This is a genomic window from Schaalia odontolytica (assembly GCF_002847525.1).
GTDB classification, from domain to species: Bacteria; Actinomycetota; Actinomycetes; order Actinomycetales; family Actinomycetaceae; genus Pauljensenia; species Pauljensenia odontolytica_B.
This window is the reverse complement of record NZ_PKKM01000008.1, coordinates 92888-113335: the sequence shown is the minus strand read 5'-3', so window position 1 is coordinate 113335 and position 20448 is coordinate 92888. Positions and strand designations below refer to the sequence as shown.

General features: G+C 64.4%; 19 protein-coding genes. 6 read left to right on the top strand and 13 right to left on the bottom strand.

Annotated elements, in window-relative coordinates:
• Window positions 1–81: 81 nt before the first annotated feature.
• The 5 genes from CYJ22_RS06880 to CYJ22_RS06860 form a co-directional block, all read right to left on the bottom strand.
• Window positions 82–756 carry a LutC/YkgG family protein gene (locus tag CYJ22_RS06880; RefSeq protein WP_101602084.1) on the bottom strand — a complete coding sequence of 225 codons (675 nt, stop codon included), beginning with the start codon at window positions 754–756 and terminating at the stop codon, window positions 82–84.
• 1 nt (window position 757) lies between these two features.
• A complete protein-coding gene (locus tag CYJ22_RS06875) occupies window positions 758–2362 on the bottom strand; it encodes a LutB/LldF family L-lactate oxidation iron-sulfur protein (RefSeq protein ID WP_101602081.1) in 1605 nt (534 codons plus the stop codon).
• Window position 2363: 1 nt separating this feature from the next.
• The gene (locus tag CYJ22_RS06870) at window positions 2364–3161 is read right to left on the bottom strand and encodes a (Fe-S)-binding protein (RefSeq protein WP_101602079.1); all 798 of its coding nucleotides are present in this window, start codon (window positions 3159–3161) and stop codon (window positions 2364–2366) included.
• Window positions 3162–3605: 444 nt separating this feature from the next.
• Window positions 3606–3920 (bottom strand): hypothetical protein, encoded by a 315-nt coding sequence (locus CYJ22_RS10105; RefSeq protein ID WP_007589525.1) that lies wholly within the window; start codon window positions 3918–3920, stop codon window positions 3606–3608.
• A gap of 412 nt (window positions 3921–4332) precedes the next feature.
• Window positions 4333–5994 carry an L-lactate permease gene (locus CYJ22_RS06860; protein WP_101602100.1) on the bottom strand — a complete coding sequence of 554 codons (1662 nt, stop codon included), beginning with the start codon at window positions 5992–5994 and terminating at the stop codon, window positions 4333–4335.
• Window positions 5995–6176: 182 nt separating this feature from the next.
• Here CYJ22_RS06860 and leuA point away from each other — a divergent pair, with 182 nt between their 5' ends.
• A complete protein-coding gene (leuA, locus tag CYJ22_RS06855) occupies window positions 6177–7931 on the top strand; it encodes a 2-isopropylmalate synthase (protein WP_101602077.1) in 1755 nt (584 codons plus the stop codon).
• Window positions 7932–8001: 70 nt separating this feature from the next.
• Here leuA and CYJ22_RS06850 read toward each other — a convergent pair whose 3' ends face one another.
• Both CYJ22_RS06850 and CYJ22_RS06845 read right to left on the bottom strand, forming a co-directional pair.
• Complete coding sequence (locus CYJ22_RS06850) at window positions 8002–8583, bottom strand: TetR-like C-terminal domain-containing protein (protein WP_007589516.1); 582 nt, start codon at window positions 8581–8583, stop codon at window positions 8002–8004.
• A 249-nt stretch (window positions 8584–8832) separates the two neighbouring features.
• Window positions 8833–9372: a TetR/AcrR family transcriptional regulator gene (locus CYJ22_RS06845; protein WP_007589506.1), complete on the bottom strand. Its 540-nt coding sequence runs from the start codon at window positions 9370–9372 to the stop codon at window positions 8833–8835.
• Between the two features lie 242 nt (window positions 9373–9614).
• Here CYJ22_RS06845 and recO point away from each other — a divergent pair, with 242 nt between their 5' ends.
• Together recO and CYJ22_RS06835 are read left to right on the top strand one after the other, a co-directional pair.
• Window positions 9615–10352, top strand: a complete 738-nt coding sequence (recO, locus tag CYJ22_RS06840) for a DNA repair protein RecO (RefSeq protein WP_007589483.1) — start codon at window positions 9615–9617, stop codon at window positions 10350–10352.
• On the top strand, window positions 10349–11173 hold the full coding sequence (locus tag CYJ22_RS06835) for an isoprenyl transferase (RefSeq protein WP_101602074.1): 825 nt from the start codon (window positions 10349–10351) through the stop codon (window positions 11171–11173). The genes recO and CYJ22_RS06835 overlap by 4 nt, the downstream gene beginning before the upstream one ends.
• On the opposite strand, the gene CYJ22_RS06830 is transcribed toward CYJ22_RS06835, so the two are convergent.
• The 6 genes from CYJ22_RS06830 to CYJ22_RS06805 form a co-directional block, all read right to left on the bottom strand.
• Window positions 11170–11712: a hypothetical protein gene (locus tag CYJ22_RS06830; RefSeq protein ID WP_007589481.1), complete on the bottom strand. Its 543-nt coding sequence runs from the start codon at window positions 11710–11712 to the stop codon at window positions 11170–11172. The two genes, CYJ22_RS06835 and CYJ22_RS06830, sit on opposite strands and share 4 nt — an antisense overlap.
• Before the next feature lie 112 nt (window positions 11713–11824).
• Window positions 11825–12214, bottom strand: a complete 390-nt coding sequence (locus CYJ22_RS06825; RefSeq protein ID WP_101602072.1) for a Fur family transcriptional regulator — start codon at window positions 12212–12214, stop codon at window positions 11825–11827.
• A 16-nt stretch (window positions 12215–12230) separates the two neighbouring features.
• Window positions 12231–13157, bottom strand: coding sequence for a metal ABC transporter permease (locus CYJ22_RS06820; protein ID WP_101602069.1), 927 nt, complete (start codon window positions 13155–13157; stop codon window positions 12231–12233).
• Window positions 13158–13170: 13 nt separating this feature from the next.
• On the bottom strand, window positions 13171–13995 hold the full coding sequence (locus CYJ22_RS06815; RefSeq protein WP_101602067.1) for a metal ABC transporter ATP-binding protein: 825 nt from the start codon (window positions 13993–13995) through the stop codon (window positions 13171–13173).
• Complete coding sequence (locus tag CYJ22_RS06810) at window positions 13992–15032, bottom strand: metal ABC transporter substrate-binding protein (RefSeq protein WP_101602065.1); 1041 nt, start codon at window positions 15030–15032, stop codon at window positions 13992–13994. Before CYJ22_RS06810 ends, CYJ22_RS06815 begins: the two co-directional genes overlap by 4 nt.
• Before the next feature lie 62 nt (window positions 15033–15094).
• Window positions 15095–16111 carry a LacI family DNA-binding transcriptional regulator gene (locus CYJ22_RS06805; protein WP_101602062.1) on the bottom strand — a complete coding sequence of 339 codons (1017 nt, stop codon included), beginning with the start codon at window positions 16109–16111 and terminating at the stop codon, window positions 15095–15097.
• A gap of 166 nt (window positions 16112–16277) precedes the next feature.
• Here CYJ22_RS06805 and CYJ22_RS06800 point away from each other — a divergent pair, with 166 nt between their 5' ends.
• The 3 genes from CYJ22_RS06800 to CYJ22_RS06790 all read left to right on the top strand — a co-directional run bounded on the left by CYJ22_RS06800 (window position 16278) and on the right by CYJ22_RS06790 (window position 20204).
• Complete coding sequence (locus CYJ22_RS06800) at window positions 16278–17501, top strand: sugar ABC transporter substrate-binding protein (RefSeq protein WP_007589478.1); 1224 nt, start codon at window positions 16278–16280, stop codon at window positions 17499–17501.
• Between the two features lie 214 nt (window positions 17502–17715).
• Complete coding sequence (locus CYJ22_RS06795; RefSeq protein ID WP_165782132.1) at window positions 17716–19308, top strand: ABC transporter permease subunit; 1593 nt, start codon at window positions 17716–17718, stop codon at window positions 19306–19308.
• Window positions 19308–20204, top strand: coding sequence for a sugar ABC transporter permease (locus tag CYJ22_RS06790; RefSeq protein ID WP_101602057.1), 897 nt, complete (start codon window positions 19308–19310; stop codon window positions 20202–20204). The genes CYJ22_RS06795 and CYJ22_RS06790 overlap by 1 nt, the downstream gene beginning before the upstream one ends.
• Window positions 20205–20448 lie beyond the last annotated feature (244 nt).

Genomic DNA, 20448 nt, shown 5'->3' with positions numbered 1-20448 from the left:
AACAGCGGGTGGGCGTAGTCCCCGATAAGCATGGTGCCCGGCTGCCGTGAGGCAGCCGGGCACACTTACGTCGTGATCAGATCACTTGACGATGACGACTCGCAGGAAGCGGGGGCCGTGCACGCCGTTGACGCGGACGAGCTCGATGTCAGAGGTCGCCGAGCCGCCGGCGAGCCAGGTCATCGGACGGGTCGGGTTCTTGCCGAGGATCTCGACGGCCTGGGGCACCGTGGGGACGATGTCGGAGGCGCGCAGGACGACGACGTGAGTGTCGGGCACGAGCGTGATCGCGCGGCGACCCTGGTCGGGCTCGCCATCGAGGACGATGGTGCCGGAGATAGAGATCGCGACGCGGCAGCGCGTGACGACGGCATCGATCTGGTCGAGCTCCAGCGTCGGGATGGACTGCTCGCGGCTGTCCTCGCGGACCGTGCGGCCGTCGCGGGCGGCGGCCTCCTTGAAGGCGTCGTCCAGGCCGGTGGGGACCACGACGGAGGTGGCCTTCTGGTCGGCCAGGAAGGTCGAGATCGCGTCGACGACCTCGGACTCCTTGGAGACCACGACGACCTTGGCCGAGTAGTCCTCGAGCTTCTCGATCATTTCGTCAATGACGGCCTGCGAACCGGGCGCGTGCTCGGTGGAGCGGATGTAGTCGCGGGGGATCGGACGCACCGGACGGTCCTGCTGGGAACGAGAGATGGCGTCGCGTGCGCGAGCCAGGATCGCGGTCTTCGCGTCCATGGTGGTGGTGCTCATGTCACGCCTCCTTCGGGGTCGTGTTGGTGGTCATGCCATGCTCGGACGCGAGCGGGATGCCCGTCGCTGGGGCGTCGGTGCGCGGCGCGTTGGCGTCGGAGTCCTTGTGGGTGCGCTTCCACCACTCGCGGAAGGTTTCCTTCGGGGCGACCGGCAAGTCGCGTGCGCGCGTCCACAGCGAGGCCGGGAAGGGCAGTGCGCCGATGGCGCCCTTCTTCGCAAAGAGGCGCGTCGCCTTGGTCGGCACGTTCGCGGCCTTCCACAGCTTCGCGTTCGACATGACCGGGGTAGACAGGCCCATCGCGAGGTCCCACACGTCCGGCACAAGGTTGCGCTTGACGTCAACCGTGCGCGCACGCATGTGAATAAGGATCGTTGGGATGTCGATCTTGACGGGGCAGACCTCGCCGCACGCTCCACACAGGGAGGACGCGAAGGGCAGGGTGTGCACGGGATCGTGCTCGTCGAGGCCCTGGGTGAGCTGCGGGGTCAGGATTGCGCCGATGGGGCCCGGGTAGACGGAGCCGTAGGCGTGGCCGGAAGTGTGCTGGTACACCGGGCAGATGTTCATGCACGAGCCGCAGCGGATACAGGCGAGGGCCTGGCGGCCGATCGGGTCGGCGAGGACCTTGGTGCGGCCGTTGTCCATGAGGATCAGGTGGAATTCCTGGGGGCCGTCGCCGGGGGTGACGCCCGTCCACATGGAGGTGTAGGGGTTCATGCGCTCGCCGGTGGCGGAGCGGGGCAGGAGCTGGGAGAAGATCTCCACGTCCTGGAAGCGGGGGACCAGCTTCTCGATGCCCATCAGGGTGATGAGCGTGTCGGGCAGGGTCAAGCACATGCGGCCGTTGCCCTCGGACTCGAAGATCGAGACCGTGCCGGTTTCCGCGACGCCCATGTTGGTGCCGGAGACAGCAACCTTGGCGTGCAGGAACTTCTTACGCAGGTGGGAGCGTGCCGCGGCGGTCAGCTCGGTCGGATCGTCGGAGAGGTCGCGAGGAGCGTCCTCCATGCGATCCAGGAAGATGCCACGAACCTCGGAACGGTTTCGGTGGATCGCGGGGACCACGATGTGGCTGGGCATGTCGTCGGCCAGCTGGACGATCATCTCGGCGAGGTCGGTCTCGCGAGCGTGAATGCCCTGTTCCTTCAGGTACTCGTTGAGGTTCGTCTCCTGGGTGGCCATGGACTTGACCTTGACGATCTCGTCGACACCCTTGGACTTGATGATGTCTGCGATGATGCGGTTGGCCTCGTGCTTGTCGCGCGCCCAGTGGACGATGCCACCGCGAGCGGTCACGTTGCGTTCGAACTCTTCGAGGAGCTCGGGCATGCGGGACTCGACCTCGAACTTGACGGCCTCGGCTGCGCTGCGCAGGTCCTCCCAGTCGGGCATTTCCGCGACGCGCTGTCCGCGCTTGGTGCGGATCGTGCGGGTGGCGTGGCCCAGGTTGCGGCGCATCTGGGTGTTGGCCAGGGTCTTGTGGGCGCCTTCCGGGAAGGTCGTGCCCCAGCGGAGGGTGTCCTCAGGGATGGTGACGGTGGTGCGCCATCCGCCGGTGTGCGACTCGGGGGTGGAGGGCATTCCGATGAACGTTGCGGTCATGTCAGATCACCTGTGCGCTTTCGGGTGCGAAGGAGATGTTGCCCTCGAAGGGCTGATCCTTGGTGGATGCCAGGATCTCGGCGAGGTGCATCGGGCGGATGCCCGAGTTGAGACGCGAGAGGCCGCCGCCGACGTGCATGAGGCACGAGTAGTCGCCCATGACGAGGACCTCGGCGCGCGTGGACATCACGTTGGTGACCTTGTCCGCGAGCATCGAAGTGGAGGTCTCGGAGTTCTTCATGGCGAAGGTGCCGCCGAAACCGCAGCAGACCTCGGCGTCGGGCAGGTCGACGAGGGTGAGGCCCTCGACGGCGCGCAGGAGGCGGTAGGGGCGGTCGCCGACCTTGGCGACACGCAGCGAGTGGCAGGTCGGGTGGTAGGTGACCGTGTGGGGGAAGTAGGCGCCCACGTCCTCGAGGCCCAGAACGTCGGTGATGAGCTCAGTGAGGTCGTAGGTGTGTTCAGCGATGCGCTGGGACTGCTTTGCGAGATGCTCGTCGCCAACGTGCTCGGCGACAACCTTCTGCTCGTGGCGCGCTGCACCGGTGCAGGAGCCGGAGGGGACGACGATGGCGTCCCACTGGCCGTCGAGCACGGGCTCGAAGGTCTTGACGTGGTTGCGGGTAATCTTCGCAGCGTCTTCGAAGTAGCCGGTGTTTGCGTGCATCTGGCCGCAGCAGACCTGGTCTTCAGGGAAGACAACCTCGTGGCCGAGGCGTTCAAGCAGGGTCACTGTGGCCTGGGCAGCCTGGGGGAACATGACGTCTGCCAGGCAGGTGGAAAAGAGAGCGATGCGCACTGGGAGATCCTTCCTCGTGGGTGCTGTCCAACTCAGGTTATGACTGGGTCCGAGGTCCCAGCGGCCGTTTGTGTCCAGACGATGTGGATGAGGTCGATTTTCCCGCTATTTCGCGCGGAAAAATCTCTGCTGCTAATCAATGAAAATTGGCCTCTCATTTGGCGTTTTAGGACCTTCGGGGCGCGACTTAGCTCAGGGTGAGTTTTCGTTTTTCAGTTTTGCGATGATTCTGTGTGTGCAAGAGGTCGCCCCGGCCTCGAAAATGGACGAGGCCGGGGCGCAGTCGAGAGGGCAACGTACAGGGGGCGTAGCTGTACGGCAGACACGCTGAGGTAAGCACTGCGCTCAGCAGGAATGGTGCAACAAGCCTGATGGGACGTTTCATGAGTCACCTCGAAGTGTCGGTCGCGGATATGCAATGCGGGGTCTGTGGAGGTGCGGCTCTCAGCTGCCGCGGTGACCGAGGGCGGTGATGACCATCAAATGGCAGTCCTGTGACACTGCGAGGCCCTGGATGATCATCGGATCAATTGTTGGTGGCACTCCGGGTGACGATAAAGGAACCCGGAGGGAGTCGTTCGCGTGCTGAAGATCGATATTGGTGAAGCTGCAGTCCTGAGGAACATACTTGTACAGGTCCGGGTAGATGCCGGGCAGCAGGGTTTTGTAGTTGTTGGGCTTCTCAAGGAGCATTGTGATTGCATCATCGGAAATGTTCGCGACACCGGTCATCCAAAATTCGGGTTCGATGTCGGGCATGAAAGGGACTTGGCGCGAGTATGCAAGGGTGAGGTGCCCATTCGTGGCCGCTAGCGCTGGCCACCGGTTGTTCAGATCGTCAGTCTGCTCTTGGATCTCCGGTGTTTTCTTATAGGTGTAGGGAAATTCAAGGAATCGAGAGTCTATCTGCGATGCGCGAGGTCCTGTGTCTCGTCCGGAAGAACGCCCGGAGGCACCTCGGGAGGAGGGCAAGCACGCCGAGCACAGCATGGTGACGGCGACGAGGGCAATGATGCCTCGTCCGAGAGCTGTCGTCCGCAGCCGAGGAACTCGCAAGGAATACCTGTTGCTCACTGTCGTCTCCTTCCGGTGCTTGTCTTGGGAGCCTACAAGCGGGAGGTCCCGGGAAGCAACTTGCTTCCCGGGACCTCGCCAGCGCTTGCAGCAACGATCAGTGCGGCATGTAGGCGCCGAGCCAGCCCTGGGATGCGATGAACACCAGGGTGCACAGCACGAGGAGCAGGCCGATCGAATAGGGGGCAGCCTTCTTGAGGATCTCCGCGTCGGAGCCCTTCGAATCGACCGCGGTCGCGGCGATCGCGAGGTTCTGCGGGGACACGATCTTGCCGATGCCACCGCCGATTGTGTTGGCGGCCAGCAGGATGGACGGGTCGAGGCCCGCGCCGGCTGCGGCGGTCGACTGCAGGTTCGCGAAGAGCGCGCCCGCCGAGGTCGCGGAGCCTGCAACGGCCGTGCCGATCCAGCCCAGGATGGGGGAGAGGAAGGCGAAGGCCGCGCCCGTCGTCGCCAGGGCAGCGCCGATCGAGGTGGTCTGGCCGGAGAAGTTCATGACGAAGGCGAGGGCCATGACGGAGGCGATCGTCAGGATGGCCATGCGCAGCGAGTAGATGGTACGCGGCAGGACCGCGAACATCTCACCGACGGAGCTCTGGAAGCGACCGCCCGAGGAGTTCGTGCCGTACACGATGGCGACGATGATGCCGGTGACGAAGATCCAGGTGCCGGGGTTGGACAGGATCTGCAGCGAGTAGATCGCGGCGGTCGAGGGCGATCCGTCGCCGGTCAGCAGGCTGCCGTAGATGCCGGGCCACGGGATCTTCACGTCGGTCGAGGAGAAGAAAGCTGCGACGGGCTTGGCCAGCTTCGTGATCGCGATGATGACGACGACGAGGACATAGGGCAGCAGGGCCAGTCCGATACGCGAGCCGGTGGGCTTGTCGGCCTCGTCGGCCTCGGTCGCGCACTCCGCGGGGGTCGTCGGGCCCCAGACCAGCAGGAAGACGTAGCAGGCGGCGAAGCCGAGCAGGGAGGCGACGACGGCGGTCAGCTCGTAGGAGACCGAGGGGGTGAAGAAGTGACCGATGCCTGCTGCGGCGCCCGCAACGAGGGCCAGGGGCCACAGCTGGCGCACGCCACGGCTACCGTCGAGGATGAACAGCATCAGGACCGGGATGAACAGACAGAAGATCCAGGTCAGGTGGCCCATGTCGCCGGCGACGACGACGGGGTCTGCGCCACCGAGCTTGCCAGCGGTGGTCGTGGGGATCGCCATGGCACCAAAGCCCACGTTGATGGCGTTACCGACGACGGTGACGACGGCGGCCTTGATCTTCGGGACGCCGAGTGTTACCAGCATGGCGCAGGTGATGGCCACGGGAGCGCCGAAGCCCGCCAGGCCCTCGAGCAGGCCGCAGAAGCACCAGGCGACGATGAGGGCCTGGGCGCGCTGGTCGCCTCGGCCGATCGTATTAAAGACGGCCTTCAGGTCGGAGCTGCGTCCGGACTTCTCGGTGAGGTTGTAGAGCCACACGGCCGCGATGATGATGTAGATGATCGGCATGAAGCCCATTGCGGCACCCTGCGTGCCGGACAGGAGCGCCATACCGACGGGCATCTTGAAGGCGAAGACCGCGATGCCCAGGGACAGTACGAGGGAGATGATCGAACACCAGTGGGTGGCGACCTTGAAGACGCCCATGAGGACGAAGAAGACGACGAGCGGAAGGAGCCCGACGACGGCTGTCAGGAAGACGTTACCCGCGACTGCCGTCGTCGACGGGGTAAAGGATTGGGCTAACAAGAGAGAAGTCATGGCTGCTCCGCGCGTCAGTGTGTGGGACATTGGACCCAATTATCATGACATATGAACGCAGAGGCGTACGCATATTTGAGCGTTTTTCTTTGTCAGTGTCGGGTGGGGGAGCGCGCCGCATCTCACGTCCAGTATGCGCAGCGTCTACTCGCGGGCGGAGCCTCGTCGATAGACTACGAATTGTGAAGACTACATCCGCTGTTCCCGTCCCCTCCGGCTCGCGCATGCCGATTCGTAAGTATCGGCCGTTCCTCGATACGAATCCCGTGGACCTGCCGGATCGCCAGTGGCCCTCCAAGCGCATCACGAAGGCGCCGCGCTGGATGTCCACCGACCTGCGCGATGGCAACCAGGCCCTCATCGAGCCGATGGACCCGGCGCGCAAGCGCCGCATGTTCGACCTGCTCATTAAGCTGGGCTATAAGGAGATCGAAATCGGTTTCCCCGCTGCCTCGCAGACCGACTATGACTTCGTGCGCTCCCTGATCGAGGACGACGCGGTGCCCGAGGACGTGACGATCTCTGTGCTCACCCAGTCGCGTCCTGAGCTGATCGAGCGCACGGTCGAGGCCATGGTGGGCTTCCCGCGCGCGACGGTGCATCTCTACAACGCGACGGCTCCCGTGTTCCGCGAGGTCGTGTTCCATGCGGATAAGGCGCAGACGATCGAGCTCGCTCAGTCCGGTGCGCGTGAGATTATTGCGCAGGCTGAGAAGCGCCTGGGCGATGAGACGATCTTCGGATTCGAGTACTCGCCCGAGATCTTCGTGGACACCGAGCTCGATTTCGCCCTCGAGGCGTGCGAGTCCGTCATGGACGTGTGGGAGCCGGGCGAGGGACGCGAGATTGTCCTGAACCTGCCCTCCACGGTCGAGCGTTCCACCCCGAACGTCTTCGCGGATCAGATCGAGTGGATGAGCCGAAACCTGAGCCGCCGCGAGTACGTGGCCCTGTCCGTGCACCCCCACAACGACCGCGGCACCGGAGTGGCGACGGCCGAGCTGGCGCTCCTGGCCGGCGCGGACCGTATCGAAGGCTGCCTGCTGGGCCAGGGCGAGCGCACCGGCAACGTCGACCTGGTGACGCTGGGCCTGAACCTGTTCAGCCAGGGCATCGATCCGGGCATCGACTTCTCCGACGTGGACGCGATTCGCCGCACGGTCGAGTACTGCACGCAGATGGAGACCTCGCCGCGCGCCCCCTACGTCGGCGATCTCGTCTACACGAGCTTCTCCGGTTCACACCAGGACGCGATCAAGAAGGGCTTCACCGCCCGTAAGGCCAAGGTTGACGCGGCCGGCGGCGACGAGGAAGCGGTCGTCTGGGAGCTGCCCTACCTGCCGATCGACCCGCACGACGTGGGTCGCTCGTACGAGGCCGTGGTGCGCGTGAACTCGCAGTCCGGCAAGGGTGGCGTCGCCTACCTCATGTCGACGGCGCACGCGCTTGAGCTGCCGCGCCGCCTGCAGGTGGAGTTCTCCCGCATCGTTCAGCGCCACACCGACACGTACGGCGGCGAGATCAATGCGGCCACGCTATGGCAGATCTTCGCGGACGAGTACCTGCCCACGAGCGCCGCTCCCGGCCTGGAGCCATGGGGCCGCTTCGAGATGCGCTCCTCGCAGGTCTCGTCGATCGACGACGAACACGTTGAGCTCAACGCGACGCTCATCGACGCCGGTGAGGCCGTGAAGGTCCAGGCCACGGGTACGGGCCCGATCGATGCTTTCGTCTCGGCGCTGCACGAGTTCGACCTGGATGTTCGTATCCTCGACTACTCCGAGCATGCGATGAGTCAGGGTCGCGACGCCCGCGCCGCCGCCTACGTCGAGGCCGCAGTCGACGGTCAGATCGTGTGGGGCGTCGGCATCGACTCCTCGATCACCCGCGCCTCCTACAAGGCGGTCATCTCGGCTGTCAACCGCGCCCTGCGCTAACTGATCGCAGATAAACGACACGAACCCCGGCCTCGTTGACGGAGAAACGAGGCCGGGGTTCGACGTTTGTTCAGGCGCGCGCGGGTGCCTGGGGGGAGGAGGCGAACAGCTCGAGGCTGTGGCGCACCTGTCCGTCGAGGACTCGGGCGATCCTGTCGGTCAGGATGGCGGGATCGGCGCTCATGTCGGTGGCGAGCCACTGAGACACATGGCCGAGCACGCTGAGCGTGAAGTGTTCGGTGACGAACTCGTGATCGTCTGCGGTGACAGTGAGGCCGTCGCTGTAGTGGTCGACGATGGGTTCCATGACGGCGCGCAGCTGCTTGTAGAGGAAGATTTGTAGATCCTCCATGGACAGCGAGGCAATGACGGAGCGCGTCTCTTCGGGGTGGTTGCGCATCCATGTGAACATGGCGAGCAGGCCGTCGGCCCAGTCCTCGTGGGTGGCGTGGGCGATGATCTGGTCGGCGACCTCGCGCTTGAACACCCAGACGGTCAGGTCGCGGATGTCGGCGAAATGATAGTAAAACGCCTGGCGGGTCACGCCAGCGGTGCGCGTGAGTCCAGAGACCGTCACCTTCGATAGTGGGACGGTCTGAAGTGCGTTGCGCAGCGCCTGCGCGAGCATCGTTTTCGCATCGGTGTGGGGCATGGGTGGTCCTCGTCGACATGAAAAGAGAGGTTACGAGCAAACTGTACAGGCTGAATCGCGGATCCGCGAAATTTCAGTGCAATGTTCGGCTGACCAATTGTATAGCTCAGATTGGCTTGTATGCATCCGGAAAGCGCGGGGCGAGCTGGGGGAGTGTATGGTTCAGCCCCGGCCTCGTCGATGAATGAACGAGGTCGGGGCTGAGAAGGTTGTCTGTCTGTCCTTGCGCGGTTGGTGGGAGTAACCGCGCTACTTGGCCAGGCGAGCCAGGGCGGGGGTGGTCTGGTCGGTCATGAGCACTCGCATGCGAGCGATCGCGAGCGAGGGGTTGACCTCGAGGCCGGAGAGCATCCACTGAGCCATGTGGGCGGTGGTTGCCAGGGCGAAGTGCTGGGCGACGACGTCGCGCGCGGTGGCCGTGGCGGAGCCGGGGAGGCGGGATTCGATGAGTTCCTGGATGTGAGAGGCCAGGAAGGCCCATAGGTCGTTGGCTTCGATGGTCTTCATGGCCGACGCTGTCTCGTCGCGGTGCTCGTGCATCCAGGTCATCGTCGCCTCAATGGCGTCAAGCCATTCTCCCGAACTGGCGGTCAGACGAGATGTGACTTCCTCGCGGAAAACCCAGGCATTCAGGTCGCTGAGGGAGTTGAAGTGGTAATAGAACGCTTGACGGGTGACCCCTGCGGAACGTGTCAGCGCGCTGACAGAGATCTTTGACAGGGGGGTCTGCATCAGGGCTTGACGCAGTGCAGTGCCAAGCTTTTCGCGGGCATCGATCGGGGGTGCCATCTTTTTCCTTCCTTCGACGGTTATGAGTAAACCATAACCAGTTACGAAGAAACTATCTACTCGAAAACCACTTGCCGGCTGTGTAACCGACCACGCTGTCAGTTTCTCATATATTGTTGTCAGCACGTGTCTGTGGGCTTGTCGATGGATGTGACAGTGCACTTCACAGTTGTTTTCGCGCGGCGCGATGCGCGTCGGATGAATCCGCCGCGTGCGCCCGGGCGTGACACAATGTTCGTGTGATGAAGTCCTATCGAGACGAGGCGATCGTCCTGCGCACCCACAAGCTGGGCGAAGCTGATCGCATCATCACGCTACTGACCGCAGAACACGGGCAGGTTCGCGCAGTCGCCAAGGGAGTGCGCAAGACAACCTCCAAGTTCGGGGCGCGCGTCGAGCCCTTCTCTGTCATCGATGCTCAGCTGCATCGCGGACGCACCCTCGACACCCTCACCCAGGTCGCATCGATCGCCCAATACGGCGACTCCATCGCCGCTAACTACGATCTCTACCTCGCGGCCACCGTCGTCGTCGAGACCGCCGAGCGCCTCACTGCCGATGCTCACGACGGCACCCACTCCCAGTACCTTCTCCTCCTCGGCGCCCTCAATGCCCTTGCTCGAGGGCGCCACGATCCCACCCTGATTCGAACCTCGTATACGCTGCGCGCCCTCGCGCTGGCCGGATGGGCCCCCTCCTGCTTTGACTGTGCCGTGTGCGGTACTCAGGGGCCGCACTCCTCGTTCTCCATCCCCGACGGCGGCACCGTCTGCGATACCTGCCGCCCACCCGGTGCCTCGTCGCCTGCGCCGGACACGGTGGCCCTGCTCGGCCAGCTGCTCAGCGGTGACTGGGAGCGCGCCGACCGTTGCGAACCGTATGCGCGTTCCGAGGCCTCGGGCCTCATCTCCTCGTACACTCAATGGCATCTGGAACGTCGCCTGCGCTCTCTGAGCGTCATCGATAGGAGTCATTCATGACCAACCTGCGACCCACCCCCATGGACCGCGCCCCGCACGACCCCACCGCGCCACTGCTCGGGCCTGGCCAGTGGCACTGCGAGGCGCCCGTCTTCCGCAAGGGCGAGGTGCCCGCACACGTCGCGCTCATCATGGATGGGAACGGACGCTGGGCCAACAGTCGAGGTCTGGCCCGCACCGAGGGGCATCGGGCGGGGGAGTATGCGCTCATGGACACGATCGCGGGCGCCATTGACGCGGGCGTGCGCTATCTGAGCGTCTACACCTTCTCGACCGAAAACTGGAAGCGCTCGCCCGCCGAGGTCTCCTTCATCATGAACTACGCCTCCGACGTGCTCGCGCGGCGCACCGACCAGCTCGCCCAGTGGGGCGTGCACGTGCGGTGGAGCGGGCGCCGGCCCAAGCTGTGGAAGAGCGTCATCAACGCGCTGGAGAAGGCCGATCGGGCGACCTCGCACTGCACAACCCTCGATCTGGTCATGTGTGTCAACTACGGAGGTCGGGCCGAGCTGGCGGATGCTGCCCGATCCATCGCCGAGGATGTCGCGGCTGGGCGCCTGAGCCCGCGCGGCGTCACCGAAAAGACGCTGTCACGACACCTCTACCTGCCCGATGTGCCCGACGTCGACCTCATGATCCGCACGTCGGGGGAGCAGCGCTTGTCCAACTACCTCCTATGGCAGATGGCGTATGCGGAAATGATGTTCGTCGACACCCCCTGGCCCGCATTCGACCGCGAGGAGCTGTGGGGATGCCTCGAGGAGTTTGCCGGGCGCGACCGCCGCTTCGGTGGTGCGGTTGACCGCGTCGCTCAGTCCTAGGCGTTGTCCGTAGCCAGTGCCGCGTCGACCGTGCGGCGCTTACGGCGGCCCCACGCGATCTTCGCGACGATCAGCGCGATAATGAGGGCGAGACCCGCCCAGCCCCAGGGGGAGCCGGCGACGGCTCGGATGGCCGCGGCGAAGACGGCGAGCGTGCCGAGGCCGTACAGCAGCGCCCACAGGATGCACCCCGGGATCATGGCAATTGTGTAGGTGCTCCAGCGCATGCGCACCAGGCCCGCGCCCGCGTTGACCGCCGTCTGGATACCCACCGTCAGGAAGCACAGGGGGATGACGATAATGCCCCACTTGTCGAGCATGGCAGCACCCTTGCGAGGGACGGGGCCATCAAACCAGCGTGCGACGGCGCCGAGAAAACCCTGACGGCCGGTCGCCAGGACGGCACCCGAGGCTGCGCCGCGGGCCAGCCAGTAGGTCGCCTGCGCACGGAAGAGTACGACGAAGAAGAGGAAAACGAAGAGCCAGATACCCTCGCGTGCAAAGGCGGGGACCATGGAATCGATTCCGGCGGCGAACATGATGCTCCAAAGTGAGGGTGACCAAACGAAGCCTATCCTAACCTACGCAAGAGGCCTGGGAAAGCGTCGTCCGCTTCCCAGGCCTCGTCGTGACTGATACGGCCTCAGTAGGTCACTGCTTCGACTGGCACGAGCTGCACACCCCGAAGAGCTCCAGGGAGTGCTCGACGTCGCTAAATCCATGCGCAGATGCCACAGAATCCACCCACGACTCGATCTGCGACTGCTCGATCTCCTCGGTGAAGCCGCACGCGCGGCACACCAGGTGATGATGGTGGTGGTGCGTCGTGCACGAGCGGTACAGGGCCTCGCCGTCGGAGGAACGCAGCGTGTCGACGCGGCCGTCATCCGCCAGACTCTGGAGCGAACGGTAGACGGTCGCCAGACCCACGCGCTGCCCCTGACGGTGCAGGTCTTCGAAGATCTGCTGGGCGCTACGGAAGTCGTTGACGCGCGTCAGCTCATCGAGGACGGCCTGACGCTGCTTCGTCATGCGCTGCATGGTGTTCCCTTCGTCGTCATGCGTCTGCGGGGGTGAGGTGTTCGCGCTCGGGGTGCTGGTTGTGGCCGCGAGCGACGCGGAGCCTGCGCACCCTGCGGATACGATCCACAATAGCCCTGATCCCGAAACCAATCGCGTACAGAGCGATGGCGCCCACAACAATCGTCGCTCCGGGCGACAGGTCGACGAAGTAGGTCAGGGAGAGTCCGCACGTGCAGATAATGACGCCGAGCGCCATAGCAATTCCCATTGTGGAGCGGAATGAACGTGCGCCCAGCTGCGCAATTGCCACGGGGATCACCATGAGTGCGCTGACGAGCAGCGAGCCGACGACCCGCATTGCCACGGCGACTGTTAGAGCTGAGAGAACCGCGATGACGAGGGACAGCGTGCGCACGGGCAGACCCGTCGAGCGCGCAAAGTCCTCGTCGTTGGTGACCGAGAAGAGCGCGGGTGCCAGTCCGATGCCCAGCGCGACGATCGCGATGCCCAAGATGGTGATGAGCGTGATGTCGCTCCATCGAACGGTCGAGATCGACCCGAAGAGGTAGGAGTTCAGCTGGGCGGAGGTGCCGCCCGCCAGGCCGATCAGGAGGACGCCACCGGCGATGCCGCCGTAAAACAGCATGGCCAGGGCCGTATCTCCGGAGGTGCGCCCGCTTTGACGCACCAGCTCGATCGTGATCGCTCCCAGCAGGGAGACGATGACCGCGCCCGGAATTGCCCAGGAATCCGCGGGGCTCACGTTTGCGAACGCGCCCACCAGCCATCCCAACGCGACGCCGGTCAAGGAGATGTGACCGATTCCGTCACCGAGCATCGCGAGCCTGCGGTGCACGAGATAGGTGCCGATGATCGGGGCGGTGAGACCCACGATGAGGGCCGCCAGCAGCGAGCGCTGCATCATCGGTGAGGATAGGAGAGTAGTGAATGCGTCAATCATGCGTTGCTCCCCTCTAGATTCCGCTCACGAGGCCACGGTCGGTCGTTCTCGGGCCGGGCTCGGTTGTGGGGTGGCAGTGGTCGCCTCCGCCGTGGTGCTGTTCGTGATCGTCCTCGATGTGGGGAGGACCGTCGTAGGAGACGTGACCCGCGCTGATGTGCAGCTCGCGGTCCAGGAGCGGGCCGAGTTCTCCCAGCTCATGCAAAACGATGAGGATCGTCGTCCCCTCCGCCTTCGCATCGGCGACGATCTCGGCCAGGCGCGCGCGTGAGGCGGCGTCGATTCCCGCCATCGGCTCGTCCATGATGAGCAGCTCGGGTCGTCGCACGAGTGCGCGCGCGATGAGGACGCGCTGGGCCTGCCCGCCCGACAAAATGTTGAGGGGGGAGTGGGCGCGGTGGGCCATGCCGACGCGTTCGAGGGCGGCCAGAGCCTTCGCTGTATCGCCCGGAAGTGCCCAGAGGCGCCGGGGCCCGAGCAGGCCGGAACGCACGACTTCAATCGCGCTGGCGCTGATGGCGCCGCCCGAGGAGATGCGCTGGGGGACGTAGCCGATCTTGTTCCACGGCACGCGGCGGCGCGTGGTCGCCGAGTGGCCAAAGAGCTGGGCGTCACCACTCGTGATGGGTGCGGTGCCCAGCAGGGCCTTGAGGGTCGTGGACTTGCCCGATCCGTTCGAGCCCGTGATCGCCACGGTCTGGCCGGCAGGGATATCGAGCGAGATCCCGTGGAGGATGAGGTCCGTATCCCAGGCCACGTGCAGGTTGTCGAGACGCACGACGGCGGTCGCCTCCGCGTGGGAGGCTCCCGCCGTTGTGGGGTTGTCAGTTGTTGTCACTGGCAGTCGAGAGCTTTCGTCAGGGCGTCAATGTTGGAGTTCATCGCCGCGGTGTAGTCCTTGGACGCGTCGGTCTGGGACTCGATCGGGTCCAGGACGGCCGTCGTGATGCCGAGGTCGTCGGCCAGGGTCTGCGCGACTTTGGGGTCGATGAGGGCCTCGGTGAAGATCGTGGTCACGCCCTGCTCCTTGGCGATCTGGCTGATCTCAGCCAGGCGCGCCGGGGAGGGAGAGGAGTCGGGGTCGAGGCCGGAGATGCCGACCTGGGTCAGGCCCGTGCGGTCCGCCAGGTAGCCGAAGGCGGTGTGGGCGGTGACGAAGGTCTTGACCTTGCAGGTTGAGGTCTTGGCGACCAGGGTGTCACCGAGCGTGGTGAGTTCCTCGGCCAGAGCCTTCGCGTTCGCCTTGTAGGTGTCGGCGTGGGCGGAGTCAGCCTCGGCGAGCTTGTCACCCACCAGGGTCGCGGCCTTGGCCATGCGGATGGGGTCCAGCCAGAAGTGGGGGTCCGCGCTCATGTCGTGGTGGTGATCGTGATCGGCGTGGTCGTGACCCTCGTGGTCGTGGCCTTCGTGGTCGTGGTCGTGGGCCTCGGTCTCGCCGGACTGGGCCTCATCGGTGGCCTCTTCCTCTTCCTCGGCGGGGTGGTTCGCGTCGCTGCCAGCCTCGACCAGCTCGGCCGCGGAGGAGACGTCGATGACGGTCTTGGGGGCCTGCTGCTCGATGGCCTCGTCGACCGCGCTCTGGAAGCCTGCGAGGTAGATGACCGCGTCCGCGGAGGACAGCGAGTCAACCATCTTGGGGGAGAGCTCGAGGTCGTGGGGCTCAGCGCCGTCCGGGGTCAACGAGGTGACGGAGACGTGCTCGCCTCCGATCTTCTCAGCCAGGTACTTCAGGGGGTAGAAGGAGGCCATGACGGTCAGGGAGCCGTCCTTGGAGGAGCTATCTCCGGACGAGGCCGTGGAGGTACAGGCGGACAGGGCGAGCGCTGTGGCAGCCGCACACGCGGCAGCAAGAATTCTCTTCGACATGAGAATCATTCTCTTTGCGATTGAGAATCTTTGTCAAGTCATTCTCGGAGGTCGGACCCTTGATGAAAGGCCTAGCGTACGCGCGCGGTCGAGCCTCGCACGATCAAATCCGGCGAAAAGACGTAATCGGCGTGCGTGGGAGTGTAGTCGACTGTGTTTAATGCCTCGAAGAGGGCGCGCACCGCGGAAGAGACGATGGACTGAACGGGCTGGTGAATCGTCGTGAGAGCCGGATCCAGGTGGCTCATGAGGAACGTGTCGTCGAAACCGATGACCGAGATGTCGCCCGGGACCGACAGTCCGAGCGAGGAGATCGTGCGGATCGCGCCGAGGGCCTGCAGGTCTGAGCCCGTGATAATCGCCGTCACGCCGCGCTCCAGGAGGGCGTGCGTGTAGGCAGCCGCGGCCTCGTACGTATAGAAGGTCTCCTCGATGATGGGGGAGCGGTCGCCCAGCAGTTCGTCCATCACCTGGCTGAAAGCCTCCGCCTTGCGCAGTGCTGGAACGATGTGCGTGCGCCCCGTCAGCAGGGCGATGCGCGTGTGCCCCAGCTCGTGCAGGTGCGTAACCGCCGCGCGGATGCCGAGCGCGTCCCCCGTGGAGAAATCGGAGGCCGGAACCTCCGGTCGTGCGCCGTTAATCGTCACGAAGGGGATGCCTCGGTCGGCGACATCCTGGTAGGGGGCGAGATCGGCGAGGAGGTCAGCGTGTCTGCCGGAGACGAAAATGAGCCCGTCGACATGGTGTTCAATGAGAGAGGAGAGGTGGTCAAACTCGGACGTCGCGCCCGGTGTCTGTGATCGAATGAGGCAGATGCCGCCCGCGCGCGAGATCTCCTCTTGGAGGTGGTGGGCAAAGGAAGCGAAGATCGGATTCGTCAGCTCGGGCACGATCACACCGATGGTGGGGGTGTTGGGGGTGCGCTCGGGGCTGGGGCGGTCGTATCCCAATTCATCGATTGCGGTGAGTACTCGGCGGCGCGTCTCGGCAGAAACCTGACCGACGCCGTTGAAAACGCGTGAAACAGTTGCGGTTGAGACGCCCGCGTGCGTGGCGATATCGGCCATGCTTGTACGATTCTTGGTCATCGGCGCAACGCTCCTTTGGGTGTCCGAGTGCAGCTGTTTCCCTTCAAATGTAACAGCTTGCACACAATTGTGAAAATTGTTGCAGAAACAAAAACGGGGGTATTACAGTGACTCTTGTAGCGGGTCGCTGATGGATGCGACCGGCCTGACCAACACAGGAGTAATAATGCGACGTGGCATCGCAGCACTCGGCGTCTTCGCGGCGGCTACCGCCCTGGCCGCCTGCAACAACGGCACGACGACCTCTTCCTCGTCCTCTGACAACAGCGGCGATGCCGCGGCAACGCTGACGATCTGGGCGGACGACACCCGCTTCTCCCAGGTTGAGAGCCTCGCCGAGGACTTCACCACCAACACCGGTGTGAAGGTCAACGTCGTGCAGAAGTCCGAATCCGACATGGACACCGAGTTCACCACCCAGGTGCCCACCGGCAACGGCCCCGACCTGATCGTCATGGCCCACGACAAGCTCGGCGCGCTCGTCGCTAACGGCGTCGTCGCCCCCGTGGACCTGGGTGAGGCCAAGTCCAAGTTTGCTGACGTCGCCGTCAAGGCCGTCACCTACAACGGCCAGACCTACGGCGTTCCCTACGCCGTTGAGTCCGTTGCCCTGGTGCGCAACAACGCGCTCACCAAGGACGCCCCCACCACTTACGACGACATGATCGCCTCCGGCAAGACTACCGGCGTCGAGTACCCCTTCATCATCCAGATGGGCGACAAGGGCGACCCGTACCACTTCTACGGTTTCCAGACCTCCTTCGGTGCCCCCGTCTTCAACACCAACGCTGACGGCGAGTACACCTCCGAGCTGGCCATGGGCGGCTCCGGCGGCACCGACTTCGCCAACTGGCTGAAGGCTCAGGGCGACGCGGGCGTCATCTCCCCGTCCATCACGGGCGACATCGCCAAGCAGGCCTTCCTCGACGGCAAGGCTGCCTACACGGTGACCGGCCCCTGGAACGTCGCCGCCTTCCGCGAGGCCGGCATGGACGTCTCCGTCCTGTCGATCCCCTCTGCTGGCTCTCAGGCTGCCCAGCCCTTCGTTGGTGTCCAGATGTTCTACCAGAGCGCCAAGTCCGCCAACCCGGTCGCCGCCAAGCAGTTCTTCAACTACCTCGCCACCCCCGAGGCTCAGGAAGAGATGCAGAACCTTGGTGGTCGCGCCTCCGCGATGCCTGAGGTCTCCGCCAAGTCGGATGACCAGGACATCAAGGACTTCGCGAAGGTTGCCGAGTCCGGCGCTCTCGCCCCCGCGATCCCCGCGATGGGTTCCGTCTGGAACTACTGGGGCCAGACCGAGGCCAACATCGTGAGTGGCACCGAGACCCCGGCCGAAGGCTGGGCGACCATGATCACCAATATCAACAACGCGATCGCCTCCAAGTGATGGAACCCGCCGGACGCGAGACGGCCGGTACCCCGCTCGCCTGAGGCGAGCACCCAGCCTCGCACCCGCCCGCGTCCCACGCGGCGGGCGGGTGCGAGGCCCACAAAACGCTCGCGCCGCAGTGCGGCGCACTCGCACCCACGGGTGCTTCCCGACCCGCCGCAGGCGGGTATCGTCGCAATGACGCGCAAACTGCGCACGTGTGGAGGACACGATGTCTGAGCCAGCGAAGGCTGCAGAAAAGAAAAAAGAGGCGCGCACTGCCTCTCACGCTAGCGAAGTGACCAGGCCCGGTTTCTTCGTCAAACTTGTCCTGATGATGCTCATCGATGCCCTGGGAATCTACGGCATGTTCACCGCGTACCTGGTGAAGTCGTGGACGGTTCTCGCCGTCCTGGCCGTCCTGCTTCTCGTGGTCAATTGGGTGTACTTCTCCAAGCGGACTATTCCCGCGAAGTACCTCGTTCCCGGCATGGTATTCCTGCTCATCTACCAGGTCTTCGTCATGGGGTACACGGGTTACGTGTCCTTCACGAACTACGGCCAGGGCCATAACTCCAGCAAGGACGACGCCGTCGCGTCGATCCTGCAGGCGTCCGAGCAGCGCGCCGAGGGTGCGCCGAACCTGCCCGCCGCTGTCGTCGAGGACAGCTCCGGCCTCGGGCTCGCGGTTGTCGATACCGCGACGGGCACCATCCGCGTGGGTGACTCCGAGACTCCGCTGCACGAAGTGTCCGGCACCTACGCCGCCGGCATGCTGAGCGCGGTTGACGGCTACAAGGTCCTGACGATCGCCGAGATCCTCAAGCCTGAGGTTCAGCAGAAGGTCTCTGCCATCAGGGTTCCGGCTTCCTCCGACCCCAACGACGGAAGCTACCGCACCGACGACGGCTCGAGCGCCTACCTGGCCAAGTCCCGCTACAACTACGACGAGGCCGCCGACACCCTGACCGACACGACGACCGGCGTCGTCTACACGGCCAACAACAAGATTGGCGCCTTCGTCGACGCGGACGGCAACCAGATCGATCCGGGCTGGCGCGTCTTCGTCGGCTTCGACAACTACATGAACATGTTCGCCCGCGGCGACCTGGCTGGTCCGTTCCTGAAGGCCCTGCTGTGGTCCTTCGTCTTCGCCGCTGCATCCGTCCTGTCGACCTTCGCGCTCGGCCTGATCCTGGGCCTCGTGTTCGCGGACAAGCGCATCAAGGGTCGCAAGATCTACCAGTCCCTCATGATCCTGCCCTACGCCTTCCCGGCCTTCCTGGCTACCCTGGTGTGGAAGGGCATGCTCAACACGGACTTCGGCTTGATTAACCAGGTGCTGCTCGGCGGAACGAAAATTCCGTGGCTGACGGACGGATTGCTGGCGAAATTCTCGATCCTGGGCGTGAACCTGTGGCTGGGCTTCCCCTACATGTTCCTCGTGTGCCTGGGTGCCCTGCAGTCCCTGCCGGGTGACGTCGAAGAGGCCGCGAAGATCGATGGCGCCTCCGGCCTGCGTACCGTGTGGTCCATCAAGCTGCCGCTCGTGCTGCAGTCCACGGTGCCGCTGCTGATCGCCTCCTTCGCGTTCAACTTCAACAACTTCTCGCTCATCTACATGCTGACCGGCGGCGGCCCGAACTACCCGGGCTTGGATGTCGGCCAGACTGACATCCTGATCTCGATGGTCTACAAGATCGCGATCGAGTCGGGTTCCCCGAACTACGGCCTGGCCTCGGCCATGTCCATCGTCATCTTCATCGTCGTGGGCGTGATCGCGTGGCTCGGTTTCCGCCAGACGAAGACCCTTGAGGAGCTGTGATGAGCGCTGCAACTGTGAAGAAGAATCGCGAGTCCACCCTGAAGGGTGGGCGCTGGTGGAAAGAGGTCGGTTGGCGCCACATCGTCGCCATCCTGATGATCATCTACTGCCTCATCCCGCTGCTCTACGTCCTGTCGGTGTCCCTGAACCCGGGTGGTACGCTCGCTGGCTCAAACAAGCTCTTCTCCTCGTTTTCCTTCGAGAACTACCTGGCGCTGGGCTCCGGCAAATACGCCGGCTACTGGTCGTGGGTCCTGAACTCCCTCATCGTGTCGACCACGACCGCTGTGGGCACCGTCCTCATGGGCGCGGCTGCCGCCTACGCGTTCAGCCGCTTCCGCTTCAAGGGACGCCGCGCGACCCTGACCGGCCTGCTGCTGGTGCAGATGTTCCCGCAGATGCTGGCCTTCGTGGCCCTGTACCTGCTGCTCCTGGGTATCCAGGACATCTTCCCGGTCCTCGGCCTGAACTCCAAGCTGGGCCTGATCTGCGTCTACCTCGGTGGCGCGCTCGGCTCGAACACCTTCCTGCTCTACGGCTTCTTCAACTCGATCCCGCGTTCGCTGGATGAGGCGGCCATGATCGACGGCGCGACGCACGCCCAGACCTTCTGGACGATCATCATGCCGCTGGTCCGCCCCGTCCTGGCGGTCGTCGGCCTGCTGAGCTTCATCTCCTCGCTCGGCGACTTCGTGATCGCGAAGGTTGTCCTGCAGGATCAGAGTCAGTTCACCCTGGCCGTCGGCATGTACATGTGGGCATCTGACGAGCGTACCGCCCCGTGGGGCATCTTCGCGGCCGGTTCCGTGATCGCAGCCATCCCGGTGATCCTGCTGTTCCAGTACCTGCAGAAGTACATCGTCTCCGGCCTGACCGCCGGCGGCGTCAAGGAGTAAGCGCTCCGCGCCCTCCTGCATGGCCAGCCCCGGCCTCGTCCCCTATCCCCGTGGAACGAGGCCGGGGCTGTTTTATGCATTCGGGCGCGGGGAAGTGGGATGAGGTCGCTGTTCTTTGGGGGCCAGTGTGCAGATGTGGATAGTCCCGGCATTGCAAGCATTGCGGGCATTACTGACGTAGTTCTTCGACAATGTCGCATGCAATTCCCATGTAAACCTTTCAAATATATAAATGGGATCGTTG